The organism is Pseudomonas sp. ef1 (assembly GCF_007293365.2).
In the GTDB taxonomy this organism is placed as follows: domain Bacteria; phylum Pseudomonadota; class Gammaproteobacteria; order Pseudomonadales; family Pseudomonadaceae; genus Aquipseudomonas; species Aquipseudomonas siliginis.
In genome coordinates this window covers 630582-653852 of the sequence record NZ_CM129815.1, presented here as the reverse complement: position 1 = coordinate 653852, position 23271 = coordinate 630582, and the positions used below count along the sequence as shown (strand labels likewise).

21 protein-coding genes are annotated in these 23271 nt (G+C 60.6%); 13 read left to right on the top strand and 8 right to left on the bottom strand.

The window, feature by feature from the left end:
• Positions 1 to 19 precede the first annotated feature (19 nt).
• On the bottom strand, positions 20 to 1609 hold the full coding sequence (locus FEE99_RS03170; RefSeq protein ID WP_041476637.1) for an ABC transporter substrate-binding protein: 1590 nt from the start codon (positions 1607 to 1609) through the stop codon (positions 20 to 22).
• A 446-nt stretch (positions 1610 to 2055) separates the two neighbouring features.
• Here FEE99_RS03170 and rpmB point away from each other — a divergent pair, with 446 nt between their 5' ends.
• On the top strand, positions 2056 to 2289 hold the full coding sequence (gene rpmB, locus FEE99_RS03165; RefSeq protein ID WP_007920377.1) for a 50S ribosomal protein L28: 234 nt from the start codon (positions 2056 to 2058) through the stop codon (positions 2287 to 2289).
• 11 nt (positions 2290 to 2300) lie between these two features.
• Positions 2301 to 2456 carry a 50S ribosomal protein L33 gene (gene rpmG, locus FEE99_RS03160; RefSeq protein WP_016772554.1) on the top strand — a complete coding sequence of 52 codons (156 nt, stop codon included), beginning with the start codon at positions 2301 to 2303 and terminating at the stop codon, positions 2454 to 2456.
• Between the two features lie 161 nt (positions 2457 to 2617).
• On the opposite strand, the gene FEE99_RS03155 is transcribed toward rpmG, so the two are convergent.
• Positions 2618 to 2980 (bottom strand): cupin domain-containing protein, encoded by a 363-nt coding sequence (locus FEE99_RS03155; RefSeq protein ID WP_016772555.1) that lies wholly within the window; start codon positions 2978 to 2980, stop codon positions 2618 to 2620.
• Positions 2981 to 3216: 236 nt separating this feature from the next.
• On the opposite strand from FEE99_RS03155, the gene FEE99_RS03150 reads away from it, so the two are divergent.
• Entirely contained in the window at positions 3217 to 4710 is a 1494-nt protein-coding gene (locus FEE99_RS03150; protein ID WP_041476638.1) for an aldehyde dehydrogenase, read from the top strand.
• Between the two features lie 260 nt (positions 4711 to 4970).
• Positions 4971 to 6113 (top strand): MFS transporter, encoded by a 1143-nt coding sequence (locus FEE99_RS03145; RefSeq protein WP_041476639.1) that lies wholly within the window; start codon positions 4971 to 4973, stop codon positions 6111 to 6113.
• Between the two features lie 87 nt (positions 6114 to 6200).
• On the opposite strand, the gene FEE99_RS03140 is transcribed toward FEE99_RS03145, so the two are convergent.
• On the bottom strand, positions 6201 to 7769 hold the full coding sequence (locus tag FEE99_RS03140) for a phospholipase D family protein (protein ID WP_041476640.1): 1569 nt from the start codon (positions 7767 to 7769) through the stop codon (positions 6201 to 6203).
• Positions 7770 to 7830: 61 nt separating this feature from the next.
• Complete coding sequence (locus tag FEE99_RS03135; RefSeq protein ID WP_041476641.1) at positions 7831 to 9252, bottom strand: aminotransferase-like domain-containing protein; 1422 nt, start codon at positions 9250 to 9252, stop codon at positions 7831 to 7833.
• Positions 9253 to 9427: 175 nt separating this feature from the next.
• On the opposite strand from FEE99_RS03135, the gene FEE99_RS03130 reads away from it, so the two are divergent.
• Positions 9428 to 9670 carry a DUF1127 domain-containing protein gene (locus FEE99_RS03130; RefSeq protein WP_041476642.1) on the top strand — a complete coding sequence of 81 codons (243 nt, stop codon included), beginning with the start codon at positions 9428 to 9430 and terminating at the stop codon, positions 9668 to 9670.
• A 120-nt stretch (positions 9671 to 9790) separates the two neighbouring features.
• On the opposite strand, the gene FEE99_RS03125 is transcribed toward FEE99_RS03130, so the two are convergent.
• Positions 9791 to 11101 carry an NAD(P)/FAD-dependent oxidoreductase gene (locus FEE99_RS03125; RefSeq protein ID WP_041476643.1) on the bottom strand — a complete coding sequence of 437 codons (1311 nt, stop codon included), beginning with the start codon at positions 11099 to 11101 and terminating at the stop codon, positions 9791 to 9793.
• Between the two features lie 146 nt (positions 11102 to 11247).
• Between FEE99_RS03125 and FEE99_RS03120 the strand changes: the two genes are divergently transcribed.
• Positions 11248 to 11601: a YkgJ family cysteine cluster protein gene (locus FEE99_RS03120; protein ID WP_041476668.1), complete on the top strand. Its 354-nt coding sequence runs from the start codon at positions 11248 to 11250 to the stop codon at positions 11599 to 11601.
• 113 nt (positions 11602 to 11714) lie between these two features.
• Here FEE99_RS03120 and FEE99_RS03115 read toward each other — a convergent pair whose 3' ends face one another.
• Positions 11715 to 12203 (bottom strand): Lrp/AsnC ligand binding domain-containing protein, encoded by a 489-nt coding sequence (locus FEE99_RS03115; RefSeq protein ID WP_010465173.1) that lies wholly within the window; start codon positions 12201 to 12203, stop codon positions 11715 to 11717.
• Between the two features lie 153 nt (positions 12204 to 12356).
• On the opposite strand from FEE99_RS03115, the gene dadA reads away from it, so the two are divergent.
• The 6 genes from dadA (at position 12357) to FEE99_RS03085 (ending at position 18476) form a co-directional block, all read left to right on the top strand.
• Positions 12357 to 13661 (top strand): D-amino acid dehydrogenase, encoded by a 1305-nt coding sequence (dadA, locus tag FEE99_RS03110; protein WP_041476644.1) that lies wholly within the window; start codon positions 12357 to 12359, stop codon positions 13659 to 13661.
• Entirely contained in the window at positions 13633 to 13986 is a 354-nt protein-coding gene (locus FEE99_RS03105) for a RidA family protein (protein ID WP_041476645.1), read from the top strand. The genes dadA and FEE99_RS03105 overlap by 29 nt, the downstream gene beginning before the upstream one ends.
• 93 nt (positions 13987 to 14079) lie before the next feature.
• Positions 14080 to 15153: an alanine racemase gene (gene alr, locus FEE99_RS03100; protein WP_041476646.1), complete on the top strand. Its 1074-nt coding sequence runs from the start codon at positions 14080 to 14082 to the stop codon at positions 15151 to 15153.
• Positions 15154 to 15241: 88 nt separating this feature from the next.
• Positions 15242 to 15790: a cupin domain-containing protein gene (locus FEE99_RS03095; RefSeq protein ID WP_016772566.1), complete on the top strand. Its 549-nt coding sequence runs from the start codon at positions 15242 to 15244 to the stop codon at positions 15788 to 15790.
• A gap of 181 nt (positions 15791 to 15971) precedes the next feature.
• Complete coding sequence (locus tag FEE99_RS03090) at positions 15972 to 16385, top strand: c-type cytochrome (protein ID WP_039757383.1); 414 nt, start codon at positions 15972 to 15974, stop codon at positions 16383 to 16385.
• Positions 16386 to 16553: 168 nt separating this feature from the next.
• Positions 16554 to 18476, top strand: coding sequence for an acetyl-CoA hydrolase/transferase C-terminal domain-containing protein (locus tag FEE99_RS03085; RefSeq protein ID WP_041476647.1), 1923 nt, complete (start codon positions 16554 to 16556; stop codon positions 18474 to 18476).
• Positions 18477 to 18607: 131 nt separating this feature from the next.
• On the opposite strand, the gene FEE99_RS03080 is transcribed toward FEE99_RS03085, so the two are convergent.
• Entirely contained in the window at positions 18608 to 19180 is a 573-nt protein-coding gene (locus FEE99_RS03080) for a xanthine phosphoribosyltransferase (RefSeq protein ID WP_016772573.1), read from the bottom strand.
• 57 nt (positions 19181 to 19237) lie between these two features.
• Complete coding sequence (rep, locus tag FEE99_RS03075; protein WP_016772574.1) at positions 19238 to 21247, bottom strand: DNA helicase Rep; 2010 nt, start codon at positions 21245 to 21247, stop codon at positions 19238 to 19240.
• Between the two features lie 272 nt (positions 21248 to 21519).
• On the opposite strand from rep, the gene FEE99_RS03070 reads away from it, so the two are divergent.
• The gene (locus tag FEE99_RS03070) at positions 21520 to 23193 is read left to right on the top strand and encodes a putative bifunctional diguanylate cyclase/phosphodiesterase (RefSeq protein WP_041476648.1); all 1674 of its coding nucleotides are present in this window, start codon (positions 21520 to 21522) and stop codon (positions 23191 to 23193) included.
• The last annotated feature ends 78 nt before the right edge of the window (positions 23194 to 23271 follow it).

The window sequence follows — 23271 nt, the reverse complement described above, 5'->3', positions numbered from 1 at the left end:
GCCGCTTGCCGCTTGCCGCTTAGGGCTTGAGGCTGACCTTGGAATAATCCTGGCGGCCGAACGGGCTGACGGAATACCCCTGAACATCCTTGCGCGTCAAAGCGTAGGCCGTCGGGTGCGCCAGTGGCAGCCACAATGCCTGCTGCTGGATCTGCGCCTGTGCCTGTTCATACAGCTTGGTGCGCACGCCTTGCTCGCTGGTGGTCTTGCCGGCGCTGATCAGCTTGTCCAGATCGGCGTTGCAGTAGCGGGCGAAGTTGGTCCCGGACTTCACTGCCGCGCAGGAAAATTGCGGGGTGAGGAAGTTGTCCGGGTCGCCGTTGTCGCCGGCCCAGCCCATGAACAGCAGATCATGTTCGCCGGCCTTGGCGCGGCGAATCAGTTCGCCCCATTCGATCACGCGGATTTCCGCCTGGATGCCGATCTCGGCCAGATCCGACTGCAGCATCTGCGCGCCGAGGCTTGGGTTCGGGTTGAGCAGGCTGCCCGATGGCCGCGTCCAGATCGTGGTCTGGAAGCCGTCCTTCAAGCCGGCCTTGGCCAGCAAAGCCTTCGCCTTGTTCAGGTCGTGCGGATAGCCCGGCAGGTTCTTCGCGTAGCTCCAGGTGTTCGGCGGGTACGGGCCGTTGGCCGCTTCGGCGGTGTCTTCGAACACGGCTTTGATGTAGTTGGCCTTGTCGAAAGCGAGGTTGATCGCCTGGCGCACTTCCGGTTTGTCCAGTGGCGGATGCTGGCTGTTAATGCCCACGAAAGCGGTCATGAACGCGTCAGTCTTTTCGACTTTCAGTGTCGGCTCCTTCAGCGCGGCCTGTACATCCAATGGTTTCGGCGACAGGGCGATCTGGCACTCATTGCGCCGCAGCTTTTGCAGGCGCACGTTGGCGTCCGGCGTGATGGCGAAGATCAACGGGTCGACGGCAGGCTTGCCATGGAAATAATCCGGGTTGGCCTTGTAGCGAATCGCCGCGTCTTTCTGGAAGCGATTGAACACGAACGGGCCGGTGCCGATCGGCTGGCTGTTGAGTTTGTCGGTGGCGCCGGCCTTCATCAGTTTGTCTGCGTATTCGGCGGAATAGATCGAGGCGAAACCCATGCTCAGGGTCGCGAGGAAGGTCGAATCCGGATGATCGAGAGTGAAACGCACGGTGAGCGGGTCGAGGGCGTCGATCTTCTTGATCAGGGTCGGCAGTTGCATCGACTGCGCATGGGGGAAGCCGCTCTGGGCGACTTTGTGCCACGGGTTGGCCGGGTCGAGCATGCGGTCGAAGCTGAATTTGACGTCTTCGGCACTCAGTTCGCGGCTCGGCTTGAAGTATTCGGTTGTATGAAATTTCACCTGCGGGTGCAGTTTGAACACATAGGTGAGGCCGTCGGTGCTGACTTCCCAGCTGTCGGCAAGGCTCGGAATGACCTTGCCGCTGGCGGTGTCGAAATCCACCAGGCGGTTCATCAATACGTCAGCCGAAGCATTGGTGGTGGTCAGCGAGTTGTACTGCACCACGTCGAACCCTTCAGGGCTGGCCTCGGTACACACGCTCAACGCGGCGGCCTGGGCAAGGGGGCTCAGCAGGAGCGGGGCGAGCAACAGGGGTAGGGCAGCGAGGCGCATGGTCGGTTTCCTTTACAGATCGAAGGCCCATCTGCAAGTGCAGTCTGGAAAAGTCCTACCCTAGAGCTCTGAATTGCAAATGACTATCCCCTTTTTGCATTTTCAGGCGCACTCTTGCGCGGTTTCGAGCGTGGGCCGCCCGATGAAAAGTCTGAATCGCCTGTAGGACGGGATTTCTGCGACGAGTGGTCAAAACTGGCCGCAGCCTTTGTCCAAGGCGTCTGCGGCGGAAAAAATTGCCCTTTTGCCGATTGATTGCACACCGATTGTTGTTGCACCCCGGTCTTTCTGGTATAAAGCAGCGCTCTTTTCTAGGGGCCCGGTTCCTTCACTGTAGGTGTAGCCGGTAAGACCTCTAAAGAAACGCGGCGCCTGGCGCCAAATGACTGAGAGATTAAGCGGCCAACCCATGCCGGGTTGGGCATGTGGTTTTAGAGGGCTGAGGCATGTCGAGAGTATGTCAAGTTACCGGTAAGGGTCCGGTGACTGGGAATAACATTTCCCACGCAAACAACAAAACCCGTCGTCGTTTCCTGCCGAACCTGCAGCATCACCGCTTCTGGGTTGAAGAAGAGAAACGTTTTGTGCGTCTGCGCGTATCTGCCAAAGGCATGCGTATCATCGACAAGCGTGGCATCACTGTCGTGCTCGCCGAACTTCGCCGCGATGGCAAGATTTAAGGGAGCTAATCATGCGTGAATTGATTCGTTTGATCTCGAGCGCCGGTACTGGTCACTTCTACACTACCGACAAGAACAAGCGTACTACCCCGGACAAAATCGAGATCAAGAAATATGATCCGGTTGTTCGCAAGCACGTGATGTACAAGGAAGGCAAAATCAAGTAATTGATTTTTCCTGACTGCGAAAAAGGCCCGTATCGTGAGATACGGGCCTTTTTTGTTTGCCTCGGATTTGGTGTTGCCTGTCCTGCGCTCCCACAATGGAATGCGTTCGAATGTGGGAGCGAGCCTGCTCGCGAAGGGGCCGTTCAGATCAGCTCGAAGACTCAAGCCTTCTGTTCAAAGATCACATAAACCTTGCGGCAAGCCTCCAGCACTTCCCAGGTGCCGCGAAACCCCGCCGGTATCACGAAGCGATCGCCAACGCGCAAGGTCTTGGCATTGCCATCGCTGTCACGCAATACCGAAACCCCCTGCAGAATCTCGCAGTACTCATGCTCGGTGTAATTCACCGTCCACTGGCCCACCGCGCCTTCCCACACACCAACGCCCATTTGCCCACAAGGGCTGTCGTATTGATGAAACACCGCTTGCTCAGGGTCGCCTTTGAGCACTTTCGCCGGGTCCGGGCGATAACGCTCGGCTTCGCTGCTGGCGAGGCTGATGTCGACGACGTTCTGGATGTTCATTGTTGTTTTCTCCGTTAATGACGGCGCGTTGGCTGGAATGGGCCAAAGTCTATGTTTATTAAAATGAACACCGCAAGGCCGTATGGCCAGCTTATGTCAAATATATTGAAACAAACCCGGTCGCTGGTTTAGGGTGGCGGGTGCCTCGGGCCGAAAGTGCAGGCTGGCCGGGCAGAATTCTTGAACAGCGCCGCAGCGCTTGCGGTGCTCGTATTCAATAAGAGGAGGACACCCGAATGACCACCCTGACTCGTGCCGACTGGGAACAACGCGCCCGCGATCTGAAAATCGAAGGCCGCGCCTTCCTGAATGGCGAATACACCGACGCCGTTTCCGGCGAAACCTTCGAATGCATCAGCCCGGTCGATGGCCGCTTGCTCGGCAAGATCGCCAGCTGTGACGCCGCCGATGCTGACCGCGCCGTGGAAAACGCTCGCGCTACTTTCAATTCCGGCGTCTGGTCGCGCCTGGCGCCGACCAAACGCAAAGCCACCATGATCCGCTTCGCCAGCCTGCTGAAACAGCACGCCGAAGAACTGGCGCTGCTGGAAACCCTCGACATGGGCAAGCCGATCAGCGATTCGCTGTACATCGACGTGCCGGGCGCCGCGCAGGCGTTGAGCTGGAGCGGTGAAGCGATCGACAAGATCTACGACGAAGTCGCCGCGACCCCACATGATCAACTGGGCCTGGTAACCCGTGAGCCGGTGGGCGTGGTCGGCGCTATCGTGCCGTGGAACTTCCCGCTGATGATGGCCTGCTGGAAACTCGGCCCGGCGCTGTCGACCGGCAACTCGGTGATCCTCAAACCGTCGGAAAAGTCGCCGCTGACCGCCATCCGTATCGCTGCGCTGGCCATTGAAGCCGGTATTCCCAAAGGCGTGCTCAACGTACTGCCGGGCTACGGCCACACCGTCGGCAAGGCGCTGGGTCTGCACAATGACGTCGACACGCTGGTCTTCACCGGCTCGACCAAGATCGCCAAGCAACTGATGGTCTACGCCGGCGAATCGAACATGAAGCGCGTCTGGCTGGAAGCCGGCGGCAAGAGCCCGAACATCGTCTTCGCCGATGCGCCGGATCTGCAGGCCGCCGCTGAATCCGCCGCCAGCGCCATCGCCTTCAACCAGGGCGAAGTCTGCACCGCTGGTTCGCGTCTGCTGGTCGAGCGCTCGATCAAGGACAAATTCCTGCCGATGGTGATCGAGGCGCTGAAAACCTGGAAGCCCGGCAATCCGCTGGACCCGGCGACCAACGTCGGTGCGCTGGTCGATACCCAGCAGATGAACACCGTGCTGTCGTACATCGAATCCGGCCATAGCGATGGCGCCAAACTGGTCGCCGGCGGCAAGCGCATCCTCCAGGAGACCGGTGGCACTTACGTCGAGCCAACCATTTTCGATGGTGTGAGCAATGCGATGAAGATTGCTCAGGAAGAGATTTTCGGCCCAGTGTTGTCGGTGATCGCTTTCGACAGCGCCGAAGAAGCCATCCAGATTGCCAACGACACGCCATACGGTCTGGCCGCAGCGGTGTGGACCCAGGACATCTCCAAGGCGCACCTGACCGCCAAGGCCTTGCGCGCCGGTAGCGTGTGGGTCAACCAGTACGATGGCGGCGACATGACCGCGCCGTTCGGTGGCTTCAAGCAGTCGGGCAACGGTCGCGACAAATCGCTGCACGCCTTCGACAAGTACACCGAGCTGAAGGCGACGTGGATCAAGCTGTAAGACGTTAGCGAGCCCGGTCACTCCGGGCTTCCTGACCAAACAGAGATCCCCTGTGGGAGCGAGCCTCTGTGGTGAGGGGATTTATCCCCGTTCGGCTGCGAAGTAGCCGCTAAACCATTGCACGCGGTGTACCTGGTACATCGTGGTTGCAGGTTTTGGGGCCGCTGCGCGACCCAACGGGGATAAATCCCCTCGCCACAGGGGCTCGCTCCCACAGTGATTTTGTGGTGCATATAAAAATATCCACAGGAGCGTGGAACATGCGGTGGGCGACGTATTTCGCCGTGTTGGCGTCTGTCTTGAGTGTCGGCCTGGCCCTGGGGGTCAGCATGCCGCTGGTGTCGTTGCGTCTGGAGGGCTGGGGCTACGGCTCGTTCGCCATCGGTGTGATGGCGGCGATGCCGGCAATAGGCGTGCTGCTGGGGGCGAAGGTTTCCAGCCATCTCGCCGCGTATTTCGGCACGGCGAACCTGATGCGCCTGTGCCTGTGGGCCGGGGCATTGTCGATCGGCCTGCTGGCGCTGCTGCCGAGTTATCCGATCTGGTTGCTGTTGCGGTTGCTGATCGGTGTGATCCTGACCATCGTGTTCATCCTCGGCGAGAGCTGGATCAATCAGCTGGTGGTCGAGCAGTGGCGCGGGCGTCTGGTGGCGCTGTATGGCAGCAGCTATGCGCTGAGCCAGCTGTCCGGTCCGTTGCTGCTGGGTGCGCTGGGTACCGAGCATGATTACGGTTTCTGGGTCGGGGCCGGTCTGCTGACGCTCTCGCCTTTCCTGCTGCTGGGGCGCAGCGGCGCGCCGAGCAGCGAGGCCAACAGCGTGACCTTTGGCGATCTGTGGGGCTTTGCCCGTGAGCTGCCGGCGATTGCCTGGGCGGTGTCATTGTTCGCCGCGTTCGAGGCGATGATCCTGACGCTGCTGCCGGTGTACTGTCTGCAACAGGGGTTCACCGCCGAAATCGCGCTGGCCATGGTCAGCACCGTGGTGGTCGGCGATGCGCTGCTGCAATTGCCGATCGGCGCATTGGCCGATTACCTGTCGCGGCGCACGCTGTTTGCTGGTTGCGCTGTGGTGTTGATGCTGTCGAGTCTGGCCATTCCAATGCTGCTCGACACGCTGCTGATCTGGCCGCTGTGGGTGCTGTTCGGCGCTAGTGCTGGCGGCTTGTTTACCCTGTCGCTGATTCTGATTGGCGAGCGTTATCGTGACGATGCGCTGGTGCGCGCCAATGCGCATATTGCCCAGTTGTGGGGTGTCGGTTGTCTGGTCGGGCCATTGGCGGCGGGGGCGGGGAGTCAGTGGATCAACGGGCATGCGTTGCCACTGTTGATGGCGGCGGGGGCTTTCGGGTTGGTTATCCTGTTGTTGCGCCAGGGCGCCTTCGGCAAAATCCAGACTGCTTGAGATCAAAAGATCGCAGCCTTCGGCAGCTCCTACAGTTGGAAATGCGTTTGCCCTGTAGGAGCTGCCGAAGGCTGCGATCTTTGCTTTTTACAGCATCCGCTCCAGGCCGACGCTGGTGCTGAACCATGAGTTGAAGCGCCGCCACCAGCTCCCCGGCTCCTTGGTCAGGGTGTGCATCTGGCCGTTGTCTTCGGTGACCCAGACGACCTTGCCGTCCTCGAGTTTCGCCTGATAACTCAAGGTTGGCGCCATGCCTTGCAGTGCCAGTGCGCGCACATGCTCGGCCAGTTCCGGGCTGTCCACCAGGACGCCGACTTCGGTGTTCCACAGCACCGAGCGCGGGTCGAAATTGAACGAGCCGATAAACGATTTGCGTCGATCAAAGATCATCGCCTTGCTGTGCAGGCTGGAATCCGAGCCGCGAAACGACTTGCTGTAGAACACGCGTGGCCCGCTGCCGTAGTTATCCCCAGGCTGGCGGCGCAACTCATAAAGTTTCACCCCGTGTTCGAGCAACGCCTTGCGATAGGGCGCGTAACCGCCATGCACCGCCGGCACGTCGGTAGCCTCCAGCGAATTGGTCAGCAGACTCACTGAGACCCCGGCATCGGCGCGCCCGGTCAGATATACCAGCCCTGGCTGACCCGGCACGAAGTAGGCGGAAATCATGATCAGCTCTTTGCTGACGCCGGTCAGTTCCGGCGCCAGTTGCGTGGTCAGCAGCAGATGCGGATCCGGTTCGCCCTTGGACAGCACCTTGCTCGGCGCATCCCACAAGGCCTGGTTCCAGGCCCAGATCAGCTCCTTGCGCCAGATGTCCATGCGCGGGTCGGTGGTGAATTTCATCAACTGTTGATACAGCGCGTGGTTCTGCTTGCGGGTTTCTTCCAGCGATTCTTCCAGGCGCGTGCGCGTGTTTTGCAGGTCGGCGGCAGTCGGTTGGCTGGAGAGGAATTCGTCGATCGGCTTGCTTAGCGCGCTGTTCCAGTACTGGTCGAAACTGTGTCCGAGCTGCTCGGCCACCGGGCCGATGCTGAGCATGTCGATGTCGGTGAAATTCAGGTTGGCTTCGGCGTCGAAATATTCATCGCCCAGATTGCGCCCGCCGACGATGGCCGCGCTGTTGTCCGCCAGCCACAACTTGTTGTGCATGCGCCGATGCTGCACGGACAGATTGAACAGTCGCCCGGCCGCGCGCGTTACGCCGGTGCTGCGCCCCAGGTGCAACGGATTGAACAAACGAATCTGGATCTGCGGATGTGCCGCCAGCGTCGCGATGATCTGGTCGAGGCCGTCGCTGGTGGTGTCGTCGAGCAGGATGCGCACGCGCACGCCACGGTCGGCCGCCTTCAACACTTCCTCCACCAGCATCCGCGTGCTGATGCCGTCGTGGACGATGTAGTACTGCAAATCGAGGCTGACCTGCGCATGACGAATCAGCTCGGCGCGGGCGGTAAACGCCTCGCCGCTGTCGGAGAGCAGGCGAAACCCCGACTGCCCTTTGTAGGGTGCGGCCTGAGCCTGAATCGAACGGCCGAAGCTGGAGTCCGACGCCGGCAGGGCCTGGCTTGGTTCGCGCGGCACATCAAGGCTGGCGCAGCCGCTGAGGAACGAGGCGAGTATCAGTAAAGCGAGTAGGGGCTGTCTGAAGCTCACGTAGGGTCGTTCCGGTTGGCGGCTGAGGTCGGCAATTTGGACGCCGGGCGCGCAAAAAAGGTCAGTCGGTCTCGGCGAGTAATTTGATTGCCGCAGCGCCGACCTTGCGCACCGCTTCTTCGATCTGCGCTGTTGGTTTGGCAGCGTAGTTCATCCGCAGACAATTGCGGTACTTGCCCGAAGCGGAAAAGATGCTGCCGACAGCAATCTGTACGCCTTGATCGTGCAGCGCGCGATTCAGTTTCAGCGTGTCGAAACCTTCCGGCAGCTCCACCCAGAGCATGAAGCTGCCCTGCGGGCGACTGGCGCGGGTGCCGGCCGGGAAATAGCGCGTCACCCAGTCGATCATCGCGTCACGATTGCGTTGATACTGCATGCGCATACGCCGCAAGTGCGGCTCGAAATGGCCGGCCTTGATGAATTCGGCGATAGCGATCTGCGGTTGTGGTGCGGTGGAGCCGGTGCTGATGTATTTCATGTGCAGCACTCGCTCCAGATATCGGCCCGGCGCCACCCAGCCGATGCGCAGCCCCGGCGCCAGGGTCTTGGAGAACGAGCTGCAGAGCAACACGCGGCCGTCTTCATCGAAGGATTTGATCGTACGCGGGCGCGGGTAGGTATAGGCCAGCTCGCCATACACATCGTCTTCAATTATCGCCACGTCGAAACGCTGGGCCAGGGTCAACAACGCGCGTTTGCGCGACTCGGGCATGACGTAGCCGAGGGGATTGTTGCAGTTGGGCGTGAGCTGAATGGCTTTGATCGGCCACTGTTCCAGCGCCAGTTCCAGGGCGTCGAGGCTGATTCCGGTGAGCGGGTCGGTGGGGATTTCCAGGGCTTTCATGCCCAGGCCTTTGAGGGTCTGCATGGCGCCGTGGAAACTCGGCGAGTCCACCGCGACGATGTCACCCGGCTCGCAGATCGCATGGATGCTGGTGGACAGCGCTTCGTGGCAGCCAGTGGTGATCACCAGATCGCTGGCGCTCAACTGACAGCCGGAATCGAGCATCAGCCGTGCGATCTGTTCGCGCAGTTCGAGGTTGCCGTGGATGTTGTCGTAATACAGACCAGGCATGTCCTGCCGGCGGCTGATTCGCGCCAGTCCGCGCAGCAGCGGCTTCATGGTAGGTGAGCCAACATCGGGCATGCCACGTCCCAATTGCACGACGTCCTTGCGCGGTACGGCGCGGATCAATTCCAGCACCTGATCCCATTGCGAAATCTCTACCGGCCGTTGCGCGGGGCGGCCTACTGCGGGCAGCTCCGGCAACTCGCGTCCGACGGGGACAAAATAGCCGGACTTGGGTTTTGGCGTGGCCAGACCGCTGTCTTCAAGCACGCGATAGGCCTGCTGCACCGTGCTCAGACTGACTCCGTGTTCGACGCTCAAGGCACGCACCGACGGCAAGCGGTCGCCGGGACGATAGAAGCCTTGTTCGATGCGGGTGCCGAGCAATTCGGCGAGGTTTACATACAGAGTCATGGTGGCCTCAGTGCGTATCGGTGGAAACCAGTACAGATGCGGCAAAAATCAGTCATTCAGTCGATGAATCGGCAAATCTGTATGGAGTTAATACACGTTCTTTGAGTCTGTAATGGTTTTGCTCGCCCGCGCATCATGGAATCTCTGGCTACCCAAGTAAACAGGAGCAACGAAAATGAACGGCTTGAGCGATGTGCGGCTGACGTTACACAGTCAGGAACTGGCGGCAGGGCAAAAGGACAACGCGCGCAATCTGCTGCGTAACGCGCCGTCCGGCCTCAGTCGCTGGGATCTGTTCTGGCATCGTCTGCACACGCGCAAGGCGTTGCTCGGCCTGACACCGGAGCAGCTCAAGGATGTCGGGTTGACGCGGGAGCAGGCAAGGGAGGAGGGGTTGAAGCCGTTCTGGCGGATATGAATACCACAGATCGTTCCCACGCTCTGCGTGGGAACGCCGCCCCGGACGCTCTGCGTCCGCTGTGACGCAGAGCGTCACTGGATGCATTCCCACGCGGAGCGTGGGAACGATCCTGATTCGTCAGACCAACTCTTTCAGCCGATGCCACAACATCCCCAACGCCAACAACGGCGAGCGCAAGTGCTTACCGCCGGGGAAGGTGATGTGCGGCACCTTGGCGAACAGATCAAAGCCGCCGCCATGCTGCCCGCTGATCGCCTCGGCCAGCAGCTTGCCGGCCAGGTGTGTGGCATTCACCCCGTGGCCCGAATAAGCCTGGGCGAAATACACGTTCGGCTGGTCGGCGAGCTGGCCAATCTGCGGCAAGCGGTTGGCACCGATGCCGATCATCCCGCCCCACTGATAATCGATTTTCACCCCGGCCAATTGCGGGAACACTTCAAGCATCTTCGGTTTCATATAGGCGCCGATGTCTTTCGGATCGCGCCCTGAATAATGGCAGGCGCCACCAAACAACAAACGTCGATCCGCCGAGAGCCGGTAGTAATCCAGCGCCACCCGCTGATCGCAGACCGCCATGTTCTGCGGCAGCAGGTTGTGCGCCTGCTCTGCGCTCAGCGGTTCGGTGGCGATGATGTAGCTGCCGGCGGGCAGGACCTTGCCGCTCAGTTGCGGGTTCAAGTCATTGAGATAGGCATTGCAGCCCAGCACCAGGGTCTTCGCCCGCACCGAGCCCTGCGCCGTGTGCACCTTCACTTCGGGGCCGTAATCGATGCGCGTCACTGCCGATTGCTCGAACAATTGCACGCCCAGTTGCTGCGCCGCTGCCGCTTCGCCCAGCGCCAGATTCAGCGGGTGCAGATGCCCGGAACCCATGTCGATCAAGCCGCCGACATAGCGTTTGGAGCCGACCACAGTGTGCATTTCACTGGCCTGCAACAGACGGGTTTCGTAGCGATAACCCAGGCTGCGGAGTTCTTCGGCATCTTCGGCGAAACCGTCGAGATCGGAAGGTTTGTTGGCGAGGTCGCAGTAGCCCCAGGTCAGGTCGCAGGCAATGCCGAAACGCTCAACGCGCCGACGGACAATCTCCACCGCTTCCAGGCCCATGAGTTTCATCTCGCGCACGCCCTCGGCACCGATGACATTGGCGAACTGATCAAGGCCGTGACCGACACCGCGAATCAACTGCCCGCCGTTGCGACCGCTGGCGCCCCAGCCGATCCGGTGCGCTTCCAGCAACACTACGCTGAAACCGCGTTCGGCCAGTTCCAGCGCCGTGTTCAACCCGGAAAAGCCGCCGCCGACCACGCAGACATCCGCCACCACCTCGCCTTGCAGCACGGGATGGTCAGGCTGCGGCAGGCTGCTGGCGGCGTAGTAAGAGGCAACGTGGGGTTGGCTCGCGGTGGTCGGGGCGCGGGCGGTCATGGGCATCATCCAACGGCTGAGTGTCGAGAAAATTTGACGGAGCATAAGCCGCGCGCCCGAACGTGGGCAACATCGGTCGGCCTGCGGTGTCTGGATCCGGGCTTTTGCGGCACAATCATCAGCCCGCCACTTTGGTCACCGTTTCGATGAGCTGCAACAGTCAGAAAATCCGCACCCTGCGTCAGCAGATCCCCACGTTCGACTGCGTGCCGGGCTGCCACGACTGCTGCGGGCCGGTGACCACTTCGCCCGAGGAAATGGCCAGGCTGCCGCGCAAATCCCGCGCCGAGCAGGATGCCGCGCTGGAAGAACTCAACTGTGTGCATCTGGGGCCGAATGGCTGCACGGTGTATGAAGAGCGGCCGCTGATCTGCCGCTTGTTTGGCACCACCAAAACCCTGCCGTGCCCGAACGAGCGGCGGCCGGTGGAGCTGATTCATCCGCGGGTCGAGAAGCAGATTTTCGAGTACATGGCGGCGAATCGGCAGGTGTTGGTTTAGCCGTTGCGTTCAGTTCAGACCGAGTCGACTTCTTCGCGAGCAGGCTCGCTCCCACAGGAGATTGCATTTCAAATGTGGGAGCGAGCCTGCTCGCGAAGGGGACGCCGCCGATTTCAGTCCGGAATCGGCAGGCACAGGCTCTCTTTCACCTCTTCCATGACGATATAGCTCTTCGATTCACGCACATGCGGCAGCTTCAACAGAATGTCGCCGAGCAGTTTGCGATACGAGGCCATCTCGGAAATCCGCGCTTTCACCAGATAGTCGAAATCCCCTGACACCAAATGGCACTCCAGCACATGCGGCAGCTTCAGCACCGCGCGGCGGAATTCCTCGAATGTGTCGCCGGATTTGTAATCGAGACTGATCTCGACAAACACCAGCAAGCTACCCTTCAAGTGCTGCGGATTGAGCCGGGCGTTGTAGCCCATGATGATCCCCTCGCGCTCCAGGCGCCGCACGCGCTCGGTGCAGGGCGTGGTCGAGAGGCCGACCTTTTCCCCGAGTTCGGTAAAGGAAATCCGCCCATCCGCCTGCAGGATGCGCAGGATGTTGCGGTCGATCTTGTCCAGCTCACGTTTGGTCTGAGTGTTGGTACGCATAGGGGATGCGCCTCCGTGAAAAGGGTTTTTGCCGAGAATTGTCGCCAAATATAGGCGCTTATATAGTGAAAAGCACTGGCATTTCTTTTTTACACTGCGCCCATCATTGCTCTAACAAACAGTTCGGCGAAAAGCCGCGATGAGGGATTGAAAATGCGCGTCATGGTCTTGGGTAGCGGCGTCATCGGTACCGCCAGTGCTTACTATCTGGCCCGTGCCGGGTTTGAAGTGGTGGTGGTCGACCGGCAGCCTGCTGCGGCCATGGAGACCAGTTTCGCCAACGCCGGCCAGGTCTCGCCGGGTTACGCCTCGCCGTGGGCTGCGCCGGGCGTGCCGCTCAAGGCCATCAAGTGGCTGCTGCAACGCCACGCGCCGCTGGCGATCAAAGCCACTGCCGACATCGACCAATACCTGTGGATGGCGCAAATGCTGCGCAACTGCACCGCCAGCCGTTACGCGGTGAACAAGGAGCGCATGGTGCGTCTGTCCGAGTACAGCCGCGACTGCCTCGATGAATTGCGCGCCGAAACCGGTATCGCCTACGAAGGCCGCAGCCTCGGCACCACGCAGTTGTTCCGTACTCAGGCGCAACTGGATAACGCCGCCAAAGACATCGCCGTGCTGAAAGAATCCGGCGTGCCCTTTGAAGTCCTCGACCGCGCCGGCATTGCCCGCGTCGAACCGGCTCTGGCAGGCGTAACTGACATTCTCGCTGGCGCGCTGCGTCTGCCCAATGACCAGACCGGCGACTGCCAGATGTTCACCATCCGTCTCGCCGAAATGGCGCGCAAGCTCGGTGTGGAATTCCGTTTCGGCCAGGACATCCAGAAACTCGACTACGCCGGTGATCGCATCAACGGCGTGTGGATCGACGGCAAGCTGGAAACCGCTGACCGCTACGTACTGGCGCTGGGCAGCTACTCGCCGCAGTTGCTCAAGCCGCTGGGCATCAAGGCCCCGGTGTATCCGCTCAAGGGCTACTCGCTGACCGTGCCGATCACCAACCCGGACATGGCGCCGACGTCGACCATTCTCGACGAGACCTACAAGGTCGCGATCACCCGCTTCGACAACCGCATCCGCGTCGGCGGCATGGCCGAGATCGCCGGTTTTGACCTGTCGCTGAACCCGCGTCGGCGCGAAACCCTGGAGATGATCGTCAACGACCTTTATCCTCAGGGCGGCAATCTGGCCGAAGCGAGTTTCTGGACCGGCCTGCGTCCGACCACGCCGGACGGTACGCCGATCGTTGGCGCCACGCCGTTCAAGAATCTGTTCCTCAACACCGGTCACGGTACGCTCGGCTGGACCATGGCCTGCGGTTCCGGCCGTTTGCTCGCCGACCTGATGGCGAAGAAAAAGCCGCAGATCAGCGCCGAAGGCCTCGATATTTCCCGTTACGGCAACCAGACCCAGGAGTCCGCAAAACATGTCAATCCAGCGCCAGCTCACCAATGAGCGCATGAGTCAGATCGTCAGCCACAACGGCACCGTGTATCTCGCCGGGCAGGTCGGCGACGACTTCGACGCCGGAATTGAACAGCAGACCCGCGAGGTGCTAGCCAACATCGAGCGCTTGCTCGATCTGGCCGGGACGGACAAGCAGCATCTGTTGTCGGCGACGATCTACCTGAACGACATCGAAGCGCACTTCGCCGGAATGAACGCGGTGTGGGATCAGTGGCTGCCAAAAGGCGCCGCGCCGGCCCGTGCCACCGTCGAAGCGAAGATGGCCAAGCCAAGCATTCTGGTGGAGATCTCCATCGTCGCCGCGCTGCCATAACGTTTTACAGATCCCTCTCCCGGTGCTGTTGACGGTTCGCGTCGTCAGTCAGCGCCGGTTTTTCTTCCCATGACCGCCCAGAAGTCTGCCGCCATGCGTCCTGCCCGTGCCCTGATCGACCTTCAAGCCCTGCGCCACAACTACCGAATTGCCCGCGAAGTCACCGGCGCCAAGGCGCTCGCCGTGATCAAGGCGGACGCCTACGGCCATGGCGCGGTGCTTTGCGCCCAGGCGCTGGAAGCCGAGGCTGACGGGTTTGCGGTGGCCTGCATTGAAGAAGCACTGGAGCTGCGTTCCGCCGGGATTCGCGCACCGGTATTGCTGCTGGAAGGCTTCTTCGAAGCTGACGAGCTGGCGTTGATCGTCGAGCATGATTTCTGGTGCGTGGTGCATTCGCTGTGGCAGCTCGAAGCGATCGAGCAGGCGGTGCTGAGCAAACCGATCACGGTGTGGCTCAAGCTCGATTCCGGCATGCATCGCGTCGGCCTGCATCCGAAAGATTATCCGGCGGCCTATCAACGTCTGCTGGCCAGCGGCAAAGTCGCGAAAATCGTGTTGATGAGCCACTTCGCCCGCGCCGATGAACTGCATGCGCAAAGCAGCGCCGAGCAGGTCGCGGTGTTCGAAGCGGCGCGTCAGGGTCTGGCGGCGGAAGTCAGCCTACGCAACTCGCCAGCCGTGCTCGGTTGGCCAGAAATCCAAAGCGACTGGGTACGCCCGGGCATCATGCTCTACGGCGCGACCCCCTTCGAAGAAGTCAACGCCGTGGCCGAACGCCTGCAACCGGTGATGACCCTCGAATCGAAAGTCATCAGCGTGCGTGAATTGCCGGCCGGCGAACCGATCGGTTATGGCGCCAGATTCATCACCGACAAGCCGATGCGCATCGGCGTGGTCGCCATGGGTTACGCCGACGGTTACCCGCGTCAGGCGCCGACCGGCACGCCGGTGCTGGTGGCCGGCAAACTCAGCCGCCTGCTGGGGCGTGTGTCGATGGACATGCTCTGCATCGACCTGACCGACATACCGGAAGCGGGCCTCGGTTCCAACGTCGAACTGTGGGGCAAAAACATCCTCGCCAGCGATGTGGCGAAGTGGGCCGATACCATCCCGTATCAGATCTTCTGCAACCTGAAACGTGTGCCAAGGCTCTATTCCGAGGGTTGACGCCGCTGCGGGGGCCAAGTGTTGTAAATACTGAACGCTGTCGCCATGATAACGCTCAATATTCTTACAACATCAGGAGGCTCCCGCCTTGGACGTCGGTGAACGACTGCAATCGATCCGCAAGCTCAAAGGGCTTTCCCAGCGTGAACTCGCCAAACGCGCGGGCGTCACCAACAGCACCATTTCGATGATCGAAAAGAACAGCGTCAGCCCATCGATCAGTTCGCTGAGAAAGGTGCTCGGCGGCATTCCCATGTCGATGGTCGAGTTCTTTTCCGAAGAGATCCTGCAGGACCAGCCGACCCAGATCGTCTACAAGGCCAATGAGCTGATCGACATCTCCGACGGCGCCGTGACCATGAAACTGGTCGGCCGCGCCCACCCGAGCCGCGCCATCGCCTTCCTCAACGAAATCTACCCGCCGGGCGCCGACACTGGCGAAGAAATGCTCACCCACGAGGGCGAGGAAACCGGAATTCTGGTCGAAGGCCGCCTCGAACTGGTGGTGGGTCTGGAAACTTTTATCCTCGAAGCCGGCGACAGCTACTATTTTGAAAGTACCAAGCCGCATCGTTTCCGTAACCCGTTCGACGTGCCGGCGCGACTAATCAGCGCAGCCACGCCGGCGAATTTCTAAGCAGAAGGCGCCAAGCCAATACGGCAAAGGCCCCAAAACCGTTTTACCGATGGGCAACAAGACCCCTCTAACCATGGGGTTGTTTCAGTACAGCGGCCTACCCGCTATACTTGCGCCCGCCTGCGAACCGTGGCCGCAGGCGTGAATAGCCACCATTGAGGGTGAACGCGTGAACCTAATTATGAAAATGCTGGCTGCACCAGCAACCGTACTGGCCCTCTGGGCTGTCAGCGCTCAAGCTGCGACAAATGACGACATCGCCAAGCGCCTCGAGCCCGTCGGCCAGGTGTGTGTTCAAGGGCAGGAATGCAAGGGTATGGAAGTGGCTGCTACCGCTGGCGGTGGCGGCGGAGCAAAGGCCCCTAAAGACGTGATCGCCAAGCACTGCAACGCTTGTCACGGCACGGGCCTGCTCGGCGCGCCGAAGATCGGCGACAAGGCAGCCTGGAAGGAGCGGGCCGATCATCAGGGTGGTCTGGACGGCATCCTCGCCAAGGCCATCACCGGCATCAACGCCATGCCGCCAAAAGGCACCTGCGCCGATTGCTCCGATGAAGAGCTCAAGGGCGCGATCAAAGAGATGTCCGGTCTGTAATCAGCGCCGGCTTTGAAAAAAAACCGTCTTCGGACGGTTTTTTTGTGCCTGGTTTCTGGTTTCCGATTCATTCAGGCCCTGATCCCTCCAAACCAAACACTGTCCTTTGCAGCAAACTCAGGGCAATCTCGGTCTACCCCTATCAACGGAACGGGCGGGAGGCTTCAGATGGTGCAGTTGTGTTCGATCGAACAGGCGGTGGACGACGTGCTGGCGCGTTTGCCTGCGCACATCCACATGGGCCTGCCGCTGGGGTTGGGCAAGCCGAATCACTTCGTTAACGCGCTATACCGGCGCATCAAGGAGCTGCCCGAGCGGCAGCTGACGATCTATACCGCGCTGTGCCTCGGTCGGCCGAATCTGGGCGATGGCTTGCAGAAGCGCTTTATCGAGCATTTCGTCGAGCGCGTGTTTGGTGATTATCCGGAGTTTGATTTTCTCGCCGATCTCCAGCATGACAGCCTGCCCGCCAACATCCGTATCCAGCAGTTTTTCATGCAGCCCGGCAGTCTGCTCAACAGCGCGCCGGCGCAGCAGGATTACGTCAGCAGTAATTACAGCCATGCCGCCCGCGACATCAATGCGGCGGGCCTGAACCTTGTGGCGCAACTGCTGGCCAGCAACAGTGAGCATCCCGATCGTCTGAGCCTGAGTTGCAACCCGGACATTACCCTCGATCTGCTGCCGATGATCGCCAAGCGCCGCGAGGCAGGGGAGACCATCGTGCTGGTCGGCCAGGTGCATACGGATCTGCCGTACATGCCCGGCGATGCTGAAGTCGACATCGATACCTTTGACCTGCTGATCGACGAGAAGGACAGCAGCACGCTGTTTTCCACGCCGAACATGCCGGTGGGCTTTCAGGATCATTTCATTGGTTTGCACGCCAGTGCGCTGGTGCGCGATGGCGGCACGTTGCAGATTGGCATCGGTTCGATGGGTGATGCCCTGACCGCCGCGTTGCTTGCCCGTCAGGCCGATAACGCCGGTTATCAGGCGTTGCTCGATGACATCAACCTCAGCCAATGGGCGCAATTGATCCAGCGCGAGGGCGGCACCGCGCCATTTGCCAAAGGCCTTTACGGTTGCAGCGAGATGTTCGTCAACGGGCTGTTGGTATTGGCGGATGCCGGGATCATTCGGCGCAAGGTCTATCCGGATGTGCCGACCCAGGAGCAGGCCAATGCCGGTACCCTCGACGAAGGCGCGCAGCCCGACGGTATCTCGGTGCACGGCGGCTTCTTCCTTGGCCCGCGCAGTTTCTATGAGCGGCTGCGCGAGTTGCCGCAAAGCAAGCTGCTGGAATTCAACATGACCCGTATCAGCTACATCAACGAGCTGTACGGCCAGGAAGGGCTCAAGCGCTTGCAGCGCATCGATGCGCGCTTCATCAACACCGTGTTCACCATGACTCTGCTCGGCGCCGGCGTGGCTGATCAATTGGCAGACGGACGCGTGCTCAGCGGTGTCGGTGGGCAGTACAACTTTGTTGCTCAGGGCCACGCACTGGAAGGCGCGAGATCGATGTTGATCCTGCGCAGCTGGCGTGAGTCCGGCGGCGAGGTCAATTCCAATATCGTCTGGGACTACGGCCACTGCACGATCCCGCGGCACCTGCGCGACATCGTCGTCACCGAGTACGGCATCGCCGACCTGCGCGGAAAATCCGACGCAGCGGTGATCGAAGCGCTGCTCAACATCAGCGATTCGCGCTTCCAGCCGGGGCTGATCGAACAGGCGCAGAAAGTCGGCAAGCTGCCAAAGGATTTCCGTATCGATCCACGGTTTGCCGATAACACACCGCAACGCTTGCAGGCGATTGCCGCGCGACATCCGAACCTGTTTCCGGAGTATCCGCTGGGCTGTGATTTCACTGTGATCGAACGGGATCTGCTGCGGGCGCTGAACTGGCTGAAGAGCAAGTTCAAGCTGACTGAGATTCTGGAATTGGGCAAGGCAGCGCTGGATGCGCCGGAGGCCTCAACGTTCCCGGAACACCTTGAGCGGATGCAGCTGACCAATCCGGAGGGCCTGAAGGAGGACCTTTTCCAACGCCTGCTGCTCACAGGCCTCAAAGCTACCGCGCAATAACTGCCCACACCAGAACCCACTGTGGGAGCGAGCCTGCTCGCGAAAGCGGTGTGTCATTCACTCAACAGGGTGACTGACACAATGCATTCGCGAGCAGGCTCGCTCCCACAGGGGAAACTCGGTGCCGCTGGTTACTCGATGAAGGTAACGACGCCATCCTTCAGCGATTGCACCCGGGCCAGGGATTCAACGCGGTAGCCCTGCGAGTCCAGTTCGGCGCGGCCGCCCTGGAACGACTTCTCGATGACGATGCCCAGACCGGCAACGGTGGCGCCGGCCTGTTTGATGATCGAGATCAGCGCTTGCGAGGCCTTACCGTTGGCCAGGAAGTCGTCGATGATCAGCACGCGGTCGCTGCTGGTCAGGTGGCGCGGGGAGATGGCCACGGTGCTTTCGGTCTTCTTGGTGAACGAGTAGACGGTCGCCGAGAGCAGGTTCTCAGTCAGGGTCAGGGACTGTTGCTTGCGGGCGAAGATCACCGGCACGCCGAGGTTCAGACCGGTCATGATCGCCGGGGCGATGCCTGAGGCCTCGATGGTGACGATCTTGGTGATCCCGGAATCCTTGAACAGCGCGGCGAATTCGTCACCGATGAGCTTCATCAGGGCCGGGTCGATCTGGTGGTTCAGAAAAGCGTCGACTTTCAGGACCTGATCGGAAAGCACGATGCCTTCTTCGCGGATTTTTTTGTGCAGTGCTTCCACAACAGCTTCCTCTGTTGGCGCGATGGGCGCCGAAGGTAGATTAAAAAGTAGTCGATTCTAGCGCTTTAACATCGCGCGTATATCGGCCAATGCGCTATTTCCGCGCACGGCTTTGACTTCAGTCGGGGTGTCGTCGTTGCCTTCCCAGGCCAGATCGTCCGGCGGCAGTTCATCGAGAAAGCGGCTCGGCGCACAGTCGATGATTTCGCCGTACTGCTTGCGCTTGGCTGCGAAGGTAAAGGCCAGGGTCTGGCGGGCGCGGGTGATGCCCACGTAGGCCAGGCGACGCTCTTCTTCGATGGTGTCGGCTTCGATGCTGGAACGATGCGGGAGGATTTCCTCTTCCATGCCCATGATGAACACGTAGGGAAACTCCAGCCCTTTGGACGCATGCAGCGTCATCATCTGCACACCTTCGGCACCGTCCTCTTCTTCCTGCTGGCGCTCAAGCATGTCACGCAGCACCAGTTTGCCGATGGCGTCTTCGACGGTCATTTCGCCGTCTTCGTCTTTCTCGAGGGTGTTTTTCAACGCCTCGATCAGGAACCAGACGTTGCCCATGCGGTAGTCCGCCGCCTTGTCGCTGGAGCTGTTGGTGCGCAGCCAGTTCTCGTAGTCGATGTCCATGACCATGCTGCGCAGCGCCGAAATCGGATCTTCGCCGGCGCACTGCTCGCGGACCTTGTCCATGAAGCGCTTGAAGCGCGCCAGGCGATCGGTGAAGCGGCTGTCGAGATGTTCGCCCAGACCGATTTCGTCGGTGGCGGCGTACATCGAAATCTTGCGCTCAGTGGCGTAGTTGCCCAGTTTTTCCAGGGTGGTCGAGCCGATTTCCCGGCGCGGCACGTTGATCACGCGCAGGAAGGCGTTGTCGTCATCCGGGTTCACGATCAGGCGGAAGTAGGCCATCAGGTCCTTCACTTCCTGACGACCGAAGAAGCTGTTGCCGCCGCTCAGGCGATACGGCACCTGGTGGTGTTGCAGCTTCAATTCGATCAGCTTGGCCTGATAGTTACCGCGATAGAGGATCGCGAAATCGCTGTACGGGCGGTCCGTGCGCAGATGCAGGCTGAGGATTTCCATGGCCACGCGCTCGGCTTCGGCGTCCTCGTTGCGGCAGCGGATCACGCGGATCTCGTCGCCGTGGCCCATCTCGCTCCACAGCTGTTTTTCGAATTCGTGCGGGTTGTTCGAGATCAGGACGTTGGCGCAGCGCAGGATGCGGCTGGTGGAGCGGTAGTTCTGCTCCAGCATCACCACTTTCAAGGACGGATAGTCGTCCTTGAGCAGCATCAGGTTTTCCGGGCGCGCGCCACGCCAGGCGTAGATCGACTGGTCGTCGTCGCCCACCACGGTGAACTGGTTGCGCTTGCCGATGAGCATCTTCACCAACAGATACTGGCTGGCGTTGGTGTCCTGGTATTCGTCGACGAGCAGGTAACGGACCTTGTTCTGCCACTTTTCGAGAATGTCGGCGTGTTCTTCGAAGAGCTTTACCGGCAGCAGGATCAGGTCATCGAAGTCCACCGCGTTGAACGCCTTGAGCGTGCGCTGGTAGTGGGTGTAGACGATGGCGGCGGTCTGTTCCTTGGGATTGCGCGCGTTTTCCAGGGCCTGGGCGGGCAGGATCAGGTCGTTTTTCCAGGCGCCGATCATGTTCTTGATCTCGTCGACGCCGTCGTCGCCCGCGTATTCCTTCTGCATGATGTCGGTCATCAGGGCTTTGACGTCGGTTTCGTCGAAGATCGAGAAACCGGGTTTGTAGCCCAGCCGCGCATGCTCCTTGCGGATGATGTTCAGGCCCAGGTTGTGGAAGGTGCAGACGGTCAGGCCACGCCCTTCGCCGGCACGCAACAGGGTGCCGACCCGCTCTTTCATTTCGCGCGCGGCCTTGTTGGTAAAGGTCATGGCGACGATGTACTGGGCGCGGATGCCGCAGTTCTGGATCAGGTGCGCGATCTTGCGCGTGATCACGCTGGTCTTGCCGGAGCCAGCACCGGCGAGCACCAATAGAGGGCCGCCGACGTAGTTCACGGCTTCTTGCTGCCGGGGATTGAGTCGGGACATACGAAAATTCGGGAGTCGTTGACGAAATGGGCCGGCATTTTAACAGGCTCAGCGATTTGTGCTGCTCTGTCCGACTTGTGACGCAACACGCGATTCAAATTTGCCGGTTTTGTTACTTTCACGCAGGATGCGCGGGGATTTTGCGGCTAATGTTCTCATTCGTGACACAAAATAACGTTTCGATGCCGTTGTCATCAGGCAACGCATTGGTCATTGTTCAGCACACCGGCATAATGCCCCGCCTACATCATTGCAGAGTCTAGGGAGTCAGCTTGTCTACGCCTGTCGAACCCTTGCGTTTGCTGCTACTGGCCGAAGAGCCAGCGTGGACAGCGTTGTTGCGTGAGTGTCTGGCTCCGATGGGGAGCGCGGCGGTGCTGATCAGTGCGCCGAACTGGGATTCGGTCAGCCGCCTGTTCGAGGACAACCGCCACGCGGTACTGCTGACCCTGCCAGCGTTGCAGCCGGCGCCCGGTCGCTGCAGCCTGCCGACCGTTCTGCTGCTGGAGCACGAACCGGCCACTGCGCCGGTCGGTGTCAGCGATTGGCTGGTGTTCGACGCTCTCGACGCCGGCATGCTCCAGCGCTGCCTGCGCCATGTGCGCGAGCGCGGCGTGCTGGAAAACACTCTCCAGCGTCTCGCCGAACAGGATCCGCTGACTGGCATCGCCAATCGCCAAGGCTTTCAGACCCTGCTTACTGCGCGTCTTGCCGAAGGCGACGGGCGCGGTCTCGCCCTCGGCCATCTTGATCTCGACAATTTTCGCCATGCCAACGACGCCCTCGGGCATCAGGCCGGGGATCGCTTGATCCTGCAAGTTGTCGCGCGGCTGAAAAGTCAGCTGGAGGCCGGCGATCAACTGGCACGGCTGGGCAGCGATGAATTCGCTCTGCTGATCGATACCCGTCGTGCACCGCAACGCGCCGAGTGGATGGCCGAACGCATTACTGAGGCGTTGGCCGAACCATATTGGGTCGACGGCGAGAGCCTGCTGATCGGTTCCAGCCTCGGCATCGCCCATGCCCGCGCCAATGGCGGTGCCGATCCACTGATGTGGCACGCCCATATCGCCATGCAGCAGGCCAAGAGCACACAGGGCTGCACTTTTCATATCTTCAACGAACGCATCAACCGCAACGCGCGGAGCATGGCCGACCTCGAAAGCGAGCTGCGCCGGGCCTTGCGCCGCGATGAGCTGGAACTGCATTACCAGCCACGCCTGAATCTTGAAGACGGCCAGATTGTCGGCCTCGAAGCGCTGGTGCGCTGGCGTCATGGCGAGCGCGGTCTGTTGCCACCGAGCGAGTTCGTCCCGCTGGCCGAGCAGAGCGGTCTGATCGTGCCATTGGGTTACTGGGTGATTTCCCGCGCCCTGCGCGACATGCAGGCCTTGCGCGAGCAGGGTCTGCCGGCGCTGCACATGGCGATCAACCTGTCGTTCCGCCAGTTTCAGGACAGCCAGTTGCTGCCGACACTCAGCCGTCTGATTGCCGAGCGCGGCGTCGAGGCGCAGTGGCTGGAATTCGAACTGACCGAAACCGCGGTAATGCGGCGCAGCGATCTGGTCAAACAGACCATGGATGCTCTCGGCCGCCTCGGCGTGCGCTTCTCCCTGGACGATTTCGGCACCGGGTTTTCATCATTCGTGCACCTCAACAGCCTGCCCATCACATTGCTGAAGATCGACAAGAGTTTTGTCGGCGGCATGGAACAGCGCGAAGAGAACCGCAAACTGGTGCACGCGATGATCAACCTTGCGCACAACCTGCATCTGGAAGTGGTCGCCGAGGGCGTCGAAACGCCGGAGCAACTGGAATTGTTGCGCGGGTTCGGCTGCGATCAGGTACAGGGTTATCTGATCAGCCGGCCGTTGCCGTTGGATGAGCTGGTGGAATATCTGACGTCTGGATCGAACCAGCAGCCGGCCTTGGAAATCGTCGGTTGATCACAATTGTTGCGGCCGGCGCAAATCCCCGTGGGAGCGAGCCTGCTCGCGAAGACGTTCTGTCAGCTGAATGATCTG

Excerpts from the sequence above, each read along its gene's own strand:
- FEE99_RS03170 (WP_041476637.1), bottom strand. The coding sequence starts at position 1,609 with ATGCGCCTCGCTGCCCTACCCCTGTTGCTCGCCCCGCTCCTGCTGAGC.
- rpmB (WP_007920377.1), top strand. The coding sequence starts at position 2,056 with ATGTCGAGAGTATGTCAAGTTACCGGTAAGGGTCCGGTGACTGGGAAT.
- rpmG (WP_016772554.1), top strand. The coding sequence starts at position 2,301 with ATGCGTGAATTGATTCGTTTGATCTCGAGCGCCGGTACTGGTCACTTC.
- FEE99_RS03155 (WP_016772555.1), bottom strand. The coding sequence starts at position 2,980 with ATGAACATCCAGAACGTCGTCGACATCAGCCTCGCCAGCAGCGAAGCC.
- FEE99_RS03150 (WP_041476638.1), top strand. The coding sequence starts at position 3,217 with ATGACCACCCTGACTCGTGCCGACTGGGAACAACGCGCCCGCGATCTG.
- FEE99_RS03145 (WP_041476639.1), top strand. The coding sequence starts at position 4,971 with ATGCGGTGGGCGACGTATTTCGCCGTGTTGGCGTCTGTCTTGAGTGTC.
- FEE99_RS03135 (WP_041476641.1), bottom strand. The coding sequence starts at position 9,252 with ATGACTCTGTATGTAAACCTCGCCGAATTGCTCGGCACCCGCATCGAA.
- FEE99_RS03130 (WP_041476642.1), top strand. The coding sequence starts at position 9,428 with ATGAACGGCTTGAGCGATGTGCGGCTGACGTTACACAGTCAGGAACTG.
- FEE99_RS03125 (WP_041476643.1), bottom strand. The coding sequence starts at position 11,101 with ATGACCGCCCGCGCCCCGACCACCGCGAGCCAACCCCACGTTGCCTCT.
- FEE99_RS03120 (WP_041476668.1), top strand. The coding sequence starts at position 11,248 with ATGAGCTGCAACAGTCAGAAAATCCGCACCCTGCGTCAGCAGATCCCC.
- FEE99_RS03115 (WP_010465173.1), bottom strand. The coding sequence starts at position 12,203 with ATGCGTACCAACACTCAGACCAAACGTGAGCTGGACAAGATCGACCGC.
- dadA (WP_041476644.1), top strand. The coding sequence starts at position 12,357 with ATGCGCGTCATGGTCTTGGGTAGCGGCGTCATCGGTACCGCCAGTGCT.
- FEE99_RS03105 (WP_041476645.1), top strand. The coding sequence starts at position 13,633 with ATGTCAATCCAGCGCCAGCTCACCAATGAGCGCATGAGTCAGATCGTC.
- alr (WP_041476646.1), top strand. The coding sequence starts at position 14,080 with ATGCGTCCTGCCCGTGCCCTGATCGACCTTCAAGCCCTGCGCCACAAC.
- FEE99_RS03090 (WP_039757383.1), top strand. The coding sequence starts at position 15,972 with ATGAAAATGCTGGCTGCACCAGCAACCGTACTGGCCCTCTGGGCTGTC.
- FEE99_RS03085 (WP_041476647.1), top strand. The coding sequence starts at position 16,554 with ATGGTGCAGTTGTGTTCGATCGAACAGGCGGTGGACGACGTGCTGGCG.
- rep (WP_016772574.1), bottom strand. The coding sequence starts at position 21,247 with ATGTCCCGACTCAATCCCCGGCAGCAAGAAGCCGTGAACTACGTCGGC.